Source organism: Pseudomonadaceae bacterium SI-3, from assembly GCA_004010935.1.
Taxonomy (GTDB): Bacteria; Pseudomonadota; Gammaproteobacteria; order Pseudomonadales; family Pseudomonadaceae; genus Stutzerimonas.
Map to the genome: position 1 here is coordinate 4,414,855 of CP026511.1, position 14,553 is coordinate 4,429,407.

12 protein-coding genes are annotated in these 14,553 nt (G+C 62.8%); 6 read left to right on the top strand and 6 right to left on the bottom strand.

The window, feature by feature from the left end:
- Positions 1-18: 18 nt before the first annotated feature.
- The 4 genes from C1896_20540 to C1896_20555 all read left to right on the top strand — a co-directional run bounded on the left by C1896_20540 (position 19) and on the right by C1896_20555 (position 4,653).
- A complete protein-coding gene (locus C1896_20540) occupies positions 19-1,497 on the top strand; it encodes a C4-dicarboxylate ABC transporter permease (GenBank protein AZZ47107.1) in 1,479 nt (492 codons plus the stop codon).
- Positions 1,498-1,560: 63 nt separating this feature from the next.
- On the top strand, positions 1,561-2,955 hold the full coding sequence (locus C1896_20545) for a DUF2868 domain-containing protein (GenBank protein ID AZZ47108.1): 1,395 nt from the start codon (positions 1,561-1,563) through the stop codon (positions 2,953-2,955).
- Positions 2,948-3,283 carry a hypothetical protein gene (locus C1896_20550; protein ID AZZ47109.1) on the top strand — a complete coding sequence of 112 codons (336 nt, stop codon included), beginning with the start codon at positions 2,948-2,950 and terminating at the stop codon, positions 3,281-3,283. The genes C1896_20545 and C1896_20550 overlap by 8 nt, the downstream gene beginning before the upstream one ends.
- Positions 3,280-4,653 carry a DUF3482 domain-containing protein gene (locus C1896_20555; protein AZZ47110.1) on the top strand — a complete coding sequence of 458 codons (1,374 nt, stop codon included), beginning with the start codon at positions 3,280-3,282 and terminating at the stop codon, positions 4,651-4,653. The genes C1896_20550 and C1896_20555 overlap by 4 nt, the downstream gene beginning before the upstream one ends.
- A 141-nt stretch (positions 4,654-4,794) precedes the next feature.
- Here C1896_20555 and C1896_20560 read toward each other — a convergent pair whose 3' ends face one another.
- On the bottom strand, positions 4,795-5,733 hold the full coding sequence (locus C1896_20560) for an EamA family transporter (protein ID AZZ47757.1): 939 nt from the start codon (positions 5,731-5,733) through the stop codon (positions 4,795-4,797).
- A gap of 89 nt (positions 5,734-5,822) precedes the next feature.
- Between C1896_20560 and C1896_20565 the strand changes: the two genes are divergently transcribed.
- A complete protein-coding gene (locus C1896_20565) occupies positions 5,823-6,737 on the top strand; it encodes a transcriptional regulator (protein ID AZZ47111.1) in 915 nt (304 codons plus the stop codon).
- A gap of 186 nt (positions 6,738-6,923) precedes the next feature.
- Here C1896_20565 and phoU read toward each other — a convergent pair whose 3' ends face one another.
- The 5 genes from phoU to C1896_20590 form a co-directional block, all read right to left on the bottom strand.
- Positions 6,924-7,646, bottom strand: coding sequence for a phosphate transport system regulatory protein PhoU (gene phoU / locus C1896_20570; GenBank protein ID AZZ47112.1), 723 nt, complete (start codon positions 7,644-7,646; stop codon positions 6,924-6,926).
- A 185-nt stretch (positions 7,647-7,831) separates the two neighbouring features.
- On the bottom strand, positions 7,832-8,662 hold the full coding sequence (locus tag C1896_20575) for a phosphate ABC transporter ATP-binding protein (GenBank protein AZZ47113.1): 831 nt from the start codon (positions 8,660-8,662) through the stop codon (positions 7,832-7,834).
- A gap of 80 nt (positions 8,663-8,742) precedes the next feature.
- Entirely contained in the window at positions 8,743-10,413 is a 1,671-nt protein-coding gene (gene pstA, locus C1896_20580; protein AZZ47114.1) for a phosphate ABC transporter, permease protein PstA, read from the bottom strand.
- Positions 10,414-10,467: 54 nt separating this feature from the next.
- Positions 10,468-12,744 carry a phosphate ABC transporter permease gene (locus C1896_20585; GenBank protein ID AZZ47115.1) on the bottom strand — a complete coding sequence of 759 codons (2,277 nt, stop codon included), beginning with the start codon at positions 12,742-12,744 and terminating at the stop codon, positions 10,468-10,470.
- Positions 12,745-12,959: 215 nt separating this feature from the next.
- Complete coding sequence (locus C1896_20590; GenBank protein ID AZZ47116.1) at positions 12,960-13,934, bottom strand: phosphate-binding protein; 975 nt, start codon at positions 13,932-13,934, stop codon at positions 12,960-12,962.
- 217 nt (positions 13,935-14,151) lie between these two features.
- On the opposite strand from C1896_20590, the gene C1896_20595 reads away from it, so the two are divergent.
- On the top strand, positions 14,152-14,553 hold the full coding sequence (locus tag C1896_20595; protein AZZ47117.1) for an acyl-CoA thioesterase: 402 nt from the start codon (positions 14,152-14,154) through the stop codon (positions 14,551-14,553).

Below are 14,553 nucleotides of genomic sequence, written 5' to 3' on the forward strand. Positions count from 1 at the left end.
CCTTACGCGAGTAACCGAATGGAAGGTTTTTCCGAAGTCCTGGACTTGTTTCTCAGCGTCGACAATTTCATCGCCATCTTCATCGGCGTGTTGATTGGGGTGGTCATCGGCGCGATTCCTGGCCTTACCGCGACCATGGCCGTTGCGCTAGCCCTGCCTTTCACCTTTTCGCTGGAGCCGGTGACGGCGATCCTGCTGCTAGTGGGCATCTACAAGGGCGGCATGTACGGCGGTTCGATCACCGCCATTCTGATCCACACGCCCGGTTCGCCGGCCGCCGCCTGCACGTTGCTCGACGGCTATCCGTTGACGCAGCTGGGCAAGGCGAAGAAGGCGCTGCAGATGGCGCTCTACTCGTCATGCATCGCCGATGTGTTATCGAACCTGGCGCTGATCCTGTTCGCCTCCTACCTGGCCAAGGTCGCGCTCAATTTCGGGCCGCCAGAGTTCTTTTGGCTGATCTGCTTTTCACTGACCATCATCGTCTCCATCGCAGGCGACTCGCCGATCAAGGGTCTGATCGCTGCCAGCTTCGGCGTCATCGTGTCCATGATCGGCATGGATGCGGTGTACGGCAGCCAACGCCTGACCTTCGATAACTACAACCTGATGGACCGGGTCTCTTTCGTGCCGTTACTGATCGGCCTGTTCGCTATCCCCGAGGTGATCGATTTCTATCTGAAGAAGGCCGGCCCGCATCTCCGCGCCGCCTCCAGCGGGGCTGGCCTGACGCTTGGCGAACTCAAATCCAGCCTCGTCACCATCGTGCGCGGCTCCTTTATCGGCGTGATCATCGGCGCCATTCCAGGCGCCGGCGCCACCGCGGCGTCCTTCATCTCCTATAGCGAAGCCAAACGGCGCTCGGCCAACCGGGCGAACTTCGGCAAAGGTGAACTCGAAGGCGTCGCCGCGGCCGAGTCAGGCAACAACGGCGTGGCCGGCGCAACCCTCATACCGCTGTTGTCGCTGGGCATCCCGGGCGATGTGATCACCGCGATCATCCTCGGCGCTTTCATGATCCATGGGCTGACGCCCGGCCCGGTGCTGTTCCAGGAAAACCTGACGCTGGTCTACGCACTGTTCTGCGGGATCATGCTGAGCTCGGCGGTGCTGCTGTTCGTCGGTCACGGCGTGATCAAGTATTTCTCACTGATCGCCGAGATCCCCAAGGCCATCCTGCTGCCCATCGTGCTGATGTTCTGCGTCTACGGTGCCTTTGCGGTGAACAACAGCCTGTTCGACATCGGCCTGATGCTGCTCTTCGGCGTAATTGGCTATCTGTTCAACCGTACCGGGTTCGCGACAGCGCCCTTCCTCCTCGGCTTCATTCTCGGGCCAATGTTCGAGGACAACCTCAGGCGCACGCTGTTGATCGGCCGCGGCGACCCGATGATCTTCTTCCGCGGGCCGATTACCTGGATCTTCATCGTGCTCACCGGCTTGTCGCTTTTCTTCGCCGTTCGGCGTTATTGGCAGGAGCGAATCCGGGCTCGTTGACCATTTCACCCTTGTGACCGGCAGCGGTTATCCTCAGGGCCGAGCCCTTCTACGAGAAACCGTGTGCCTGCACCTCTCCCAGCCTCACCGAATCCCCTCGACCGCCTCTGGCTGACCGAAGCTGTGCGCCTGCGGGAAGAACATGCCGGCCCGCTCGATGACGCCGAGGCCAACCGGCAAGCCCGTGCGCAAGGTGGGGCACTGCCAGACCTGATCGAGCACCGAGCGCTGTGGCTGGCGCGCCGCGACGGGCTGTTCGACGCACTGCGTCATTGGCGGCAGGGCGCGAAGCTGGCCGGGTATGCGCTGATGCTACTGGCGCTGGTTACCGGGGCCGGGTTGGCGCTTGCGGCGCTGGGCGACGGAATACGGCCGGTCAATGTGTTCTGGGCACTGGGCAGCCTGCTCGGGCTGAATCTGCTGACGCTGCTGGGGTGGTTGCTGGGCTTTCTCTTCGCGGGCGATGCCGGCGGTGCATTGGGTCGGTTGTGGCTCTGGCTCAGCGAAAAGCTAGCCCGCGACGCCCGCGCGGTGCAGTTGGCGCCGGCCCTGTTGACTGTGCTGGCGCAGCGACGGCTCGGGCGTTGGCTTTTGGGGCTGGGCGTGCACGGCTTATGGCTGGTTGCCATGAGCAGCGCCCTGGTGACGCTGCTCGCGCTACTCGCCACGCGGCGTTACGGCTTCGTCTGGGAAACCACCATCCTTGGCGAAGACGCATTCGTCGGTCTGACGCAGGCGCTCGGCGTGCTGCCGTCGCTGCTGGGTTTCAGCGTGCCGGACATGGCGCAGATCCGCGCCAGCGGTGATCTGGCCAACGGAGTAGAAAGCGCGCGTCAAAGCTGGGCGGGCTGGCTGGTTGGCGTGGTGCTGATCTACGGCCTGCTGCCGCGCCTGCTGCTGGCATTGCTCTGCCTCTGGCGTTGGCGACGTGGGCGGGCACAGCTGCGGCTCGACCTGCAATTACCGGCTTACCGGCTGCTGCGTGAGCGCCTTCAGCCGCCCAGCGAGCATCTTGGCATCACTGACGCGGCGCCGGCAGAGTTGCATGCACCAAATGCCGGTGCGCAACTGGACGGCAGCGAGGGCGCGGTGCTGGTCGGCATCGAGCTGGACCAGAGCCAACCGTGGCCGCCAAAGCTGCCAAAATCGGTTGCTGATGCGGGCGTGCTGGATGACCGCGAGCAACGTCGGCGGTTGCTCGAGCAGCTGACCCGCTTCCCACCGCAACGCCTGACCATCGCCTGCGATCCGCGTCGTTCGCCGGACCGCGGCACCCTGGCGTTGATCGGTGAGCTGAGCCGTTGCGCGGCCCAGAGCCGTGTCTGGTTGCTGCAACCTCCCGCTGGCGAGGCGCTGGACAGCCATCGGTTGCATGATTGGCATCAGGCGCTCGATAGCCTCGGTCTACCTCATTCCGGCAGCGCACCCATGACTTGGTTGGAGACTGGCCATGATTGAGTACGCGGGCAACACGCTCCAGACCGTGAGCTGCATGGGAATTATCCGTAGGGTGGATGACGCTCTTTTCATCCACCGAAATGGCGGCCTGCCCGAAGGTGGATGGGTAAAGCGCCATCCACCCTACGCGACCGGAGCGACCCCTGCGGAGCAAATCCGCTCACCCATCGCAGGGCGAGTGAAATTCGCTGATTGGGAGCTTTCGCTAGACAATCCTGGCGAGGAGCACTCGCTCCACTGCCGCGCAAACCATTACGCAGCTTGCAACCGCAGGGTGGCGGAAAACCAGACGAGACTCATCAAAACGCCCGGAAGACCACGCCCATGAGCGCACCTCTAAAACTCGCGCTGGTCGGACATACCAATGTCGGCAAGACCTCGCTGCTGCGCACCCTGACCCGCGACGTCAGCTTTGGCGAGGTCTCGCATCGGCCGAGCACCACCCGCCACGTCGAAGGTGCACGACTGTCCGTCGACGGCGAACCGCTACTGGAGCTCTACGACACGCCCGGCCTGGAGGACGCCATCGCTCTGCTCGATCATCTCGAGCGCATCGAACGCCCCGGCGAGCGCCTCGACGGGCCGGCCCGCACCGCCCGTTTCCTCGATGGCAACGAGGCGCGCCAGCGCTTCGAGCAGGAGGCCAAGGTATTGCGCCAGCTGCTGGCCAGCGATGCCGGGCTCTATGTGATCGATGCCCGTGAACCGGTGCTCGCGAAATACAAGGATGAGTTGGCGGTGCTGGCCGGCTGTGGCAAGCCGCTGTTGCCGGTGCTCAACTTCGTCGCGCAAACCGGACACCGCGAAGAGCAATGGCGCGAAGCGCTGGCGCGCCTGGGACTGCACGCGCTGGTGCGCTTCGACAGCGTGGCACCACCGATCGATGGCGAGCGTCGACTGTATGAAAGCCTGGCGCTGCTACTGGAACAATCGCGGCCCAAACTGCAGCGGCTGATCGACGACCACGAGGCCCAGGCAGCAGCGCGGCTGAGCGAAGGCAACCGGCTGATCGCCGAACTGCTGGTCGATGTGGCCGCCTGCCGCCGCAGCGTTGCGGCGCAGCCAGACCTGGAGCGCGGCGCCATCCGTGAATTGCACGACGCCGTGCGTTCCCGCGAGCAACGCTGCGTCGAAGCATTACTGCGGCTATACGGGTTCCGCCCACAGGATGCCGCGGCTGCCGATTTGCCTCTGCTCGACGGCCGCTGGGGTGATGACCTGTTCAATCCCGAAACGCTCAAGGAGCTGGGGGTCAAGATCGGCGGCGGGATGGCGGCCGGCGCGGCCGCCGGTGCTGGGGTCGACCTCATGGTTGGCGGTATCACCATGGGCGCCGCCGCACTGCTGGGAGCGCTTGCCGGCGGCGGCGCGCAAACGGCAAGACACTATGGCAATCGCCTGCTGGGCAAGCTCAAGGGCCAGCGCGAATTGACCGTCGATGATGCCGTGCTGCGCCTGCTCGCTTTGCGACAACGGCAGCTGCTCGTCGCCCTCGCCGCCCGTGGGCACGCCGCAATGGAGGCGATCCGTCTCGATGCACCGGACGACAAGACGTGGCGCGAAGGCAAGCTGCCCGAGGCCTTGCATCGTTGCCGCGCACATCCGCAATGGTCGTCGCTGAACCCCGGTGCGCGGCTGGAGCAATCCGAGCGACAGCAGCAACTGATGGAACTGGTGCGGACTCTGCAGCGCAGCTAAGCCGTTGCGGCAGTCCCTGATGCGCGGAGGAGCCTTGGGGATTCTGGTGGGCTGAAGCCCACCCTACATGAAGACACCACACTCGGCCGTAGGGTGGGCTTCAGCCCACCGTAGCGCTACCGCATCAGTGTTTCACTTCCCCTAATTCACGGACGCGCCTGGATGGGCGGTCTGCGCTTTGCCATCACCCACGACTGGCGCCGCCACATCACCGAAACGCAACGCGCCCAGCGTCGCCAGCATGATCAGCAGCCCGCCGGACCATTCCGGCAGCGTCAACCGCTCCCCCAGCCAGAGCCCGGCGATAATCGCGCCGAACAACGGCTCGGACCCCATCAACAAAGAAACACGTGTGGCGCTGGTGCGGCCAAGCGCCAGGTTCTGTGCATAGAGCGCAAACAACGTGGCGAAGGCCACCAGGTACAAGGTCGCGGCCCAGAATGCCGGACTCTGCGGCAACGTCGGCAAGCCACCCGGCAGTGATAGGCCCAGTAGCAGGCAACCCGACGCTACAACCCCGCTTTGCACCGCCGTCAGTGCGAGCGGTGGCACCTGCTGATCAGCTGTCAGCCGTCGCGTCAGGCACACCAGCACGGCGCGCAATACTGCGGCTGCTAGCATCAGCCCATCCCCCGGGTTGAGCGAGATTGCCATGCCCCCGGTCAGCAGCCAGACGCCGACCAACGACAGGGCACAAGCCACAAACAACAGATTGCTCGGGCGCTGACGCACCATCGCCCATTCCACGAAGGGCGTGAACACCACGCACAGGCTGATGAGAAAGGCAGCGTTACTGGCACTGGTCAGCATCACGCCCCAGGTTTCGCAAAGAAAGATCCCGAGCATGACCAGCCCCAGCGGCAGACCCGGACGAATCGCCCGTCGCCCCTCACCGCGCAGCTGTGGCAGCAGCAGGATGAACGTCAGTCCGAAGCGAATTGCCAGAAACCCCAGCACCGGATAAAACCATAGCGCCTGCTTGGCCACCGCATAGCTACTGCCCCAGATGATCGCCACCATCAGTAGCATGGCATCGGCCAGCCAGAGATTGCGTTGTGTGACACCGCGCCAGTCGTGCATGCCCATCACCCCTCTTCTCAGATCGAGGCGATTGTCCATTGATACGCTGAGGTCGATAATCAAGTGATTCAGCAAAGGACTTGTTCGCCATGAGAACGAATTACAAGACAACGCTGTTACCGGGAATGGCGGTGTTCGTGCGCGTGGTGGAAGCCGGCAGCTTCTCCGCCGCCGCCCGGCAGCTTGGCACCACCGCTTCGGCAGTGAGCCGCCAGGTCGCGCGGCTGGAGCAGGAGTTGTCGTTGCGGTTGCTGGAGCGCACAACACGGCAGCTGCGATTGAACGAAGCCGGCAGTGAGTTCTACGCCCATTGCAGGGCAATGCTCGACGCTGCCGAGCAGGCGCTGGCCATCGGCGAACGCCTGATGAGCCGCCCCCGCGGGCTTGTGCGCCTGAGCGTGCCAAAAGCCTACGGAAAGTTTGTCATCAGTCCGTTGATGCCAGGTTTCCTCCGGCGCTACGGCGATGTCGATGTGCAGTTGCAGATCAGCGATCAGAGCCCGGACCTGATCGAAGATGGCTTCGACCTGCTGGTGAAGGTCACTGATCAACCACCCGAAGGCCTGGCCGGCAAGCCGCTTGGGCCGGTACGCCAGCTGCTCTGCGCGAGCCCGCACTACCTGCAACAGCAAGGCACGCCGCAGCATCCGCAGGAATTGCTCAGACACAGCTGCATGTTTCTGGGTGAAAACGCTGGCGACAACCGTTGGCATTTCAGCAACGGCGATCAGCAGGAGGTAGTGACGGTGCGTGGCCGCTATATCAGCAATCACAGCGAAGCGCGGCTGGATGCAGCGGTAGGGGATATCGGTATCACGGTGCTGCCGCAATTCACGGCGGCGCAAGCGCTGGCGGAGGGGCGCTTGCGCGAAGTGCTGCCGCAGTGGCGCTACACCGGCTCGTATCAGGGCGCGGCCTGGCTCCTGTGGCGACCGAACCTGCACCTGCCGCCGAAGCAGCGGGTGCTAATTGACTACCTAAGCGAGGCGCTGACCACGAGCTAAGCACCATACCGATATGTGACGGCTACTGCGGCGTGCCGCCTCTAGCGCAAAGGTAGCCAGAGCGCCGAGCGGCCTTTGGCTCTTGGTGGGCTGAAGCCCACCCTACAATCTGGAAAACGAGCTCCCGTAGGGTGGGCTTCAGCCCGCCAAGGGCAGTCACAGCGCCCGGCGTTTCCCCAAAAAGGATCAGTCGCGCTTGGCGACTTCCTCGGCCATGCGCGTCAGGCCCAGGTGGCGCACGTCGGTGCCGCGCACCAGGTAGATCACCATTTCAGCAATGTTGCGCGCGTGGTCGCCGATACGTTCCAGCGAGCGCAGCACCCAGATCACGCTGAGTACGCGAGAAATCGAGCGCGGGTCTTCCATCATGTAGGTGACCAGTTCACGCAGCGCAGTCTTGTATTCGCGGTCGACCGTCTTGTCGTACTGCGCCACCGACAGCGCCAGCTCGGCGTCGAAGCGGGCGAAGGCATCCAGCGACTCCTGCACCATCCGACGTACCTGATCACCGATATGGCGGACCTCGACATAGCCGCGTGGCGACTCGCCGTCTTCGCACAGTTCGATGGCACGACGGGCGATCTTGGTCGCTTCGTCACCGATGCGCTCCAGATCGATGACCGACTTGGAGATGCTGATGATCAGGCGCAGATCGGAGGCCGCTGGCTGGCGGCGCGCGAGGATACGAATGCACTCTTCGTCGATGTCGCGCTCCATGTGGTTGATCTGGTCATCCACGTCGCGCACCTGCTGCGCGAGCCCGGAATCGGCATCGATCAGCGCAGTAACCGCATCGTTGACCTGCTTTTCCACCAGGCCACCCATGGCCAGGAGATGGCTGCGCACCTCTTCCAGCTCGGCGTTGAACTGCTGGGAGATGTGTTGGGTGTGGCTGTCTTTGCTGATCATCTGTTTCGCTCCGAGGAGGCTGCCGCTAGGCGGCTCTGGTGCGCAGCGCACCCTTGTAAATTGGATTCCACCCAAACCCGTCTGGGCTTTGGCAGAGTGTGTCAGGCAAGGAGGCGGAGCGCAGACAGTACGATTTGTACGGCAAGTTCCGCCGACGCCGCCTGGCGCGCTCTGACATGGCCAGACTAGCCGTAGCGGCCGGTGATGTAGTCTTCCGTCTGCTTCTTTTCGGGATTGGTGAACAGCGTATCGGTGTCGCCGTACTCGATCAGCTTGCCCATGTACATGAACGCGGTGTAGTCGGACACCCGCGCGGCCTGCTGCATGTTGTGGGTGACGATGACGATGGTGTACTTGGCCTTGAGCTCGTAGATCAGCTCTTCGACTTTCAACGAGGAAATCGGGTCCAGCGCTGAGCTCGGCTCGTCCAGCAGCAGCACTTCGGGTTGCACGGCGATGGTACGGGCGATAACCAGACGCTGCTGCTGACCACCGGAAAGGCCGAGGGCCGATTCGTGCAGGCGGTCCTTCACTTCTTCCCACAGCGCGGCGCCCTTGAGCGCCCATTCGACGGTCTCGTCCAGCACGCGCTTCTGCTTGATGCCTTGGATGCGCAGGCCGTAGACGACGTTCTCGTAGATGCTCTTGGGGAACGGGTTCGGCTTCTGGAACACCATGCCGACGCGACGACGCAGGTCGGCGACGTCCTCACCCTTGCGGTAGATGTTGTGGCCATCGAGGTTGATGGCGCCTTCGATACGGCAGCCGTCGACCAGATCATTCATGCGGTTGAAGCAGCGCAGCAGAGTTGACTTGCCGCAACCGGACGGGCCGATAAAGGCCGTCACACGTTGGCGCGGGATGTTCATGCTGACGTTGAACAGCGCCTGCTTTTCGCCGTAGTAGAGGCTCAGGTCAGGCACTTCGATGGCCACGGCTTCGTTGGCCAGGCTCAGCGCGCGCTTGTCGCGACCCAGCGCCGAGATGTCGATGGAATGCGTCTTTGCTTGTGACATGGATGTCTCCGTATCGCTGGAGGCTAGAAGCTCGGGCTGCGATCGTTGCAGCGCCGGGCCACCAGCGGGTCTGTCGGCTATTAGTGGTCGAGCGCTTTGTATTTTTCGCGCAGATGGTTACGGATCACGACGGCCGTGAGGTTCAGCGTCGCGATCACCAGCACCAGCAGCAGCGCCGTTGCATAGACCAGCGGCCGCGCCGCCTCGACGTTGGGGCTCTGGAAGCCGACGTCATAAATATGAAAGCCCAGGTGCATGATCTTCTGATCCAGGTGCAGGTAGGGGTAGTTACCGTTGAGCGGCAGGCTCGGCGCCAGCTTGACCACACCCACCAGCATCAAGGGTGCGACCTCGCCGGCGGCACGGGCCACGGCGAGAATCAGGCCGGTCATCATCGCCGGGCTGGCCATCGGCAGGACCACTTTCCACAGGGTCTCGGACTTGGTCGCACCCAGCGCCAGCGAGCCTTCGCGGAGAATACGCGGAATACGGGCCAGGCCTTCCTCGGTGGCCACGATGACCACCGGCAGCGTCAGGATCGCCAGGGTCAACGATGCCCACATCAGGCCTGGAGTGCCGAACACCGGCGCCGGAGCTGCTTCGGGGTAGAAGATCTGATCAAGCGAACCACCCAGGACGTAGACGAAGAAGCCGAGGCCGAACACGCCGTAGACGATCGAGGGCACCCCGGCGAGGTTGTTGACCGCGATGCGGATGATGCGGGTCAGCACGCCTTGCTTGGCATATTCACGCAGGTAGACCGCTGCAATCACGCCGAACGGGGTGACGATCACCGCCATGATGATGGTCATCAGCACGGTGCCGAAAATTGCCGGAAAGATGCCGCCTTCGGTGTTCGCCTCACGTGGTTCGTCACTGACGAACTCCCACACCTTGGCAAAGTAGAAGCCTAGCTTGTCGAGCGTCGACATGGCGTTCGGACGGTAGGCACGGACGATCTTGCCGAGGCTGATCTCCTTTTCCTGACCGTCCATGGTGCGCATGGTGATGCTGTCGCGATTGAAGCCTGTGTAGAGCGCGACCAGCTCGCTCTCGAGCGCCTTGTATTCGGCGTCCCACTGCGCCCGCTCGGCATCGAGTTCGGCCTGTGCGGCCGCATCGAGCTTATCGTCCAGCTCCAGCTTGCGGGTCTTCAGACGCAGGCGTTCCAGGCCATGATTGATGCGACCGATGTCGACCTTTTCCAGCTTGGCGATCCCGGCATGCAGGTCGTCGATGCGGTCAATGCGCTTTTGCAGCTCTGGCCATGCGGCATCGCCCTCGGCCACCAGTTGACCGCCTTCTTTGACGTTCAACAGCTCGCCATAGAAGTTGCCCCACTCGCGGCGCTCCAGCGCCACCAGATCGGCCGGCTTGCGCTGATTGCTCAGCCACTCGCCGACGACCCAGGAGAAGTCCGCACCGTAGACCTCGCGGTTACCGACCTTGAGCAGTTCACGGGTCATGAACTCGCCGCCTTCGACGTCCACCGGCAGCCCACTGGCCGCCAGACGTGCACGCGGCACTTCTTCAGCCTGCACCACTTCGCCAGCCATCACCCGCGGCTGCGATCCCGGCACTTGGTAGTCGGCCACGATCACGTCGTCCGGCCAGAAATGCTCGAGGCCGCGCACGGCGATTACCGCCAGCAGGCCGAGTGTCATGATCACGGCGATCGCCACGGCGCCCGCGTTCATCCAGACCCAGGGGCTGCCGCTCTTGATCCAGGTTTTCAGCGAATCCTTTTTCACGGATCGATACCTTTGTCGAAAACTTGTCGCAGCCGTCACCGGCTGCGTTCTTTATTACAGGCTGGCGTACTTGAGGCGCAGGCGCTGGCGGATCAGCTCGGCCAGGGTGTTCATCACGAAGGTGAACATCAGCAGCACCATCGCGGCGAGAAACAGCACGCGATAGTGAGTGCTGCCCACTTCCGATTCGGGCATTTCCACTGCGACGTTGGCCGCCAGGGTGCGCATGCCTTCGAAGATGTTGGCTTCCATGATTGGCGTGTTGCCGGTGGCCATCAGCACGATCATGGTTTCGCCCACGGCGCGGCCCATACCGATCATCAGTGCGGAGAAGATGCCGGGGCTGGCGGTCAGCAGCACCACGCGGGTCAGCGTCTGCCAGGGCGTGGCACCGAGTGCCAGTGAGCCTAGCGTGAGGCTGCGCGGCACACTGAACACGGCGTCTTCGGCAATCGAGTAGATCGTCGGGATCACCGCGAAGCCCATTGCGATGCCAATCACCAGCGCGTTGCGCTGGTCGAAGGGGATGCCCATGTCGTTGGACAGCCACAGGCGCATGTCACCACCGAAGAACCAGTTTTCCAGGTATCCGCTGATGGCCAGGGAGCCCCAGCCCACCACAAGGATCACGGGTATCAGCAACAGCGCTTCCCAACCATCCGGCACGCTCAGGCGAATGTTTTCCGGCAGCCGGCTCCAGAACCAACCGGCGAAGAGAATCGCCACTGGCATCAGCAGCAGCAGGCTGAAAATGCCGGGCAGGTGGTTTTCCAGATAGGGCGCGAGGAACAGGCCGGCAAAGAAGCCGAGGATGACCGTTGGCAGCGCTTCCATCAGTTCGATCACCGGCTTGACCTTGCGGCGTAGCGTCGGCGCCATGAAATACGCGGTATACAGCGCGGCGCAGATCGCCAGCGGAGCGGCCAGCAGCATCGCGTAGAACGCCGCCTTGAGCGTACCGAACGCCAGTGGCGAGAGGCTCAGCTTGGGCTCGAAGTCACCGGTAGCCGACGTGGACTGCCAAACGTAGTCCGGCTCCGGGTAACTTTCGTACCAGACCTTGCCCCAGAGCGCGCTCCAGGAAATCTCCGGGTGCGGATTGTCGATCACGAAACGCTGTAGCTGGTCACCTGATTCGACCAACAGGCGCGTGGCCCGAGGCGACATGGCGGCGACGGCAGCGCCCTCTGCGACCTGCTCGGTCAGCAGCTCGCGATGGGCCGTGCTGTGGAAGATGCCCAGAGTGCCGGCGCTGTCGAGGGCAAGGAAGCCCTTGCGACGCTCTTCGGGAAGAATCTGTGTGATCGGTTGATCGGCCAGCTGAAAGTTGCGCACGTTCTTCAGTTCAGGCTGACCGTCGTTGCTGCGCACCATGAACCACTGACCGATGCTGCCATTCGAGTCGCCGACCATCAGCGAGATGCCGCCCAGCAGCGAGGCTACCGTGGTGATCTCGCCTTTGCCGCCAAGTAGCTTGTAGCGACCGTTGAGTTGCTTGCGGCGCAGATCGAAGACATCAACGCTGGCGCGACCGCTCACGGCGAACAACCACATGTGCCGCGGGTCGATGCGCAGCGCCTTGATTGGCTCGGAGAGTTGCGGCAGATCCATCCGCTCCTCTTCAAGGCTTTTTTCACCGGTCATCAAATTTTCAGTGGAGACGATTTTCAAGGCATGCAACGCGCCATTCGTAGCGCCTGCGACCATCAATGTCGAGCCGTTGAGACTGATGCCTGCATGCTCGATGGGCCGCCCTTGCGGATCAAGGTTCAGCGGTTGTTCACCGAAGGGGTAGTCCAGCCGCGGCGTGATGGTCTTCTTGCCTTCCGGGTAGCTGACTTTGTAATTGTGCTCTGCAACCAGCACTTGGCCGTTGCTCAGCCCCAGCACCATACGGCGGTTGCCGGGCGTGTCCTGGCCGACCGAGACGATCTGGCTGCCAGCCGGCAGCGGCAACTCTACGGTACGCAGCAGGTCGCCAGTGGGTACGCTGAAGAAACGAACGGCTCCGTCGCTGCCCAGACGCATCGCCACCTTGTTCTGCTCTTCCACGGCCAGCAACAGCGGCTCGCCGGCATCGGCCAGCCAGGCCGGCTGCTGCACTTCACGCGCCTCCAGTTCGGCGCCCTGAAACATGGGCGCTACGACCTGCGCGAGATAGAAGAAAATCAGGGTGATGGCGCCAAGCACGGCGAGGCCGCCAATGGAGACATACCAGCGCGCCAGCTTGTCTTTGAATGCGCGGATACGGCGCTTGCGCTGCAGGGCCGGGGTGTTGAAATCCAGCCGCTGCACATCGGAATTCGCGCTCATGGTCTCGATATCGTTCATGCGAAGGTTCCTGGCCACTCAGGCCGCTTAAACTGCTGCGCCGTTGGCGCGAGTCGTTTCCTGGCTTGATGGCCGGTCGGGCGCCTAATTTAATGCAGCTGTGTGACAGAAAAATTACAGCGAGGTGACGTGACAACGCCCACCGGCGCAAGAAGCGTGGCGGGCGTCGAACTCAAGCCTTGCAGCGGTCGCTGCAGGCCTGAACGCTGCTGGGTTTAGTCGTTCTGCAGACCCAGGTCGCTAAGGGTCTTGTCGACCACTTTCTTCGGCAGCGGGATGTAGCCGTCTTTGACCACGACGTCCTGGCCCTGCTTCGACAGCACAAGCTTGAGGAACTCGGCGTCGATCGGGCTCAGCGGCTTGTTCGGCGCCTTGTTGACGTAGACGTAGAAGAAGCGTGCCAGCGGGAACTTGCCAGCCAGAGCGTTCTCTTCGTTGGCTTCAAAGGCTTCGCCACCCTTGGACAGGGGCACAGCGCGGACGCTGGAAGTCTTGTAGCCGATGCCTGAGTAACCGATGGCGTTCAGGGTGCTGGAGATCGACTGCACCACCGAAGCGGAGCCCGGCTGCTCGTTGACGTTAGGCTTGAAGTCACCCTTGCACAGCGCTTCTTCCTTGAAGTAGCCATAGGTACCGGAAACCGAGTTACGACCGAACAGCTGGATCGGCTTGCTCGCCCACTCGCCGGTCAGGCCGACGTCACCCCAGGTGGTGATGTCCTTTTCGCCACCGCACAGGCGGGTGCTGGAGAAGATCGCGTCGACCTGCTCGATATCCAGGCTCTTGATCGGGTTGTCCTTGTGGACGAACACGGCCAAGGCGTCGATAGCGACCGGCACAGCAGTCGGCTTGTAGCCGTACTTCTCTTCGAAGGCCTGGATTTCGTTGTCCTTCATCGGACGGCTCATCGGGCCGAGGTTGGCCGTGCCTTCTGTCAGCGCGGGCGGTGCGGTGGAGGAGCCGGCGGCCTGAATCTGGATGTTGACGTTCGGGTAGGCACGCTTGAAGTCTTCAGCCCACAGGGTCATCAGGTTGGCCAGGGAGTCGGAACCGACGCTGGACAGGTTGCCGGATACGCCGGAGGTCTTCTCATAGGTCGGCAGTGCTGGATCAACCGCGGCCACTGCGTTGGCAGCGCCTACACCAGCGGCAACAAAGGTCAGGGCCGCCATCAAACGATTCAGTTTCATTCCATGCTCCTAGCAGGGGTGTGTCAGTGTTTGGAACGGGGGCCATTGTCTGCAGGCCGTGTGAACACTCTATGAACTGAATATGACAATCTGGTGACGATACTGAACTTTAGGCCTGCCCGGTCGCTGTGACTATCTACAGCCGCTATACTCGCCCCCGCCCGCACTGCTGCGGGCTTTTCGCGCAAGAAAAACAAACGCGCCGCGAGTCCGACCGATGAACGAATACGAACAGGAAGATCCAATCCCGCAGGGCGACCTGGCCTTGCAGCTGACCGCCCTGCCGCGTGAGACCAACGGTTTCGGCGATATTTTCGGGGGCTGGCTGGTATCACAGATGGATCTGGCCGGCACCGCCATGGCCAGCCGCGTCGCCGCCGGTCGTGTGGCAACGGTGTCCATCGACCGCATGGCCTTCATGGTGCCGGTGGCAGTCGGCGCGCAGCTTTCGTTCTACACCCAGACGCTGGATGTCGGCCGCAGCTCGATCCGCATGCTGGTGGAAGTGTGGAGTGATGACCCGCTGTCCAGCGAGTGGCGCAAGGTCACCGAGGCGGTATTCGTCTTTGTCGCCATTGATGGCAGCGGCCGCACCCGCCCGGTCACGCCACGCCGCTGA

Excerpts from the sequence above, each read along its gene's own strand:
- C1896_20540 (AZZ47107.1), top strand. The coding sequence starts at position 19 with ATGGAAGGTTTTTCCGAAGTCCTGGACTTGTTTCTCAGCGTCGACAAT.
- C1896_20550 (AZZ47109.1), top strand. The coding sequence starts at position 2,948 with ATGATTGAGTACGCGGGCAACACGCTCCAGACCGTGAGCTGCATGGGA.
- C1896_20555 (AZZ47110.1), top strand. The coding sequence starts at position 3,280 with ATGAGCGCACCTCTAAAACTCGCGCTGGTCGGACATACCAATGTCGGC.
- C1896_20560 (AZZ47757.1), bottom strand. The coding sequence starts at position 5,733 with ATGCACGACTGGCGCGGTGTCACACAACGCAATCTCTGGCTGGCCGAT.
- C1896_20565 (AZZ47111.1), top strand. The coding sequence starts at position 5,823 with ATGAGAACGAATTACAAGACAACGCTGTTACCGGGAATGGCGGTGTTC.
- phoU (AZZ47112.1), bottom strand. The coding sequence starts at position 7,646 with ATGATCAGCAAAGACAGCCACACCCAACACATCTCCCAGCAGTTCAAC.
- C1896_20575 (AZZ47113.1), bottom strand. The coding sequence starts at position 8,662 with ATGTCACAAGCAAAGACGCATTCCATCGACATCTCGGCGCTGGGTCGC.
- C1896_20585 (AZZ47115.1), bottom strand. The coding sequence starts at position 12,744 with ATGAACGATATCGAGACCATGAGCGCGAATTCCGATGTGCAGCGGCTG.
- C1896_20590 (AZZ47116.1), bottom strand. The coding sequence starts at position 13,934 with ATGAAACTGAATCGTTTGATGGCGGCCCTGACCTTTGTTGCCGCTGGT.
- C1896_20595 (AZZ47117.1), top strand. The coding sequence starts at position 14,152 with ATGAACGAATACGAACAGGAAGATCCAATCCCGCAGGGCGACCTGGCC.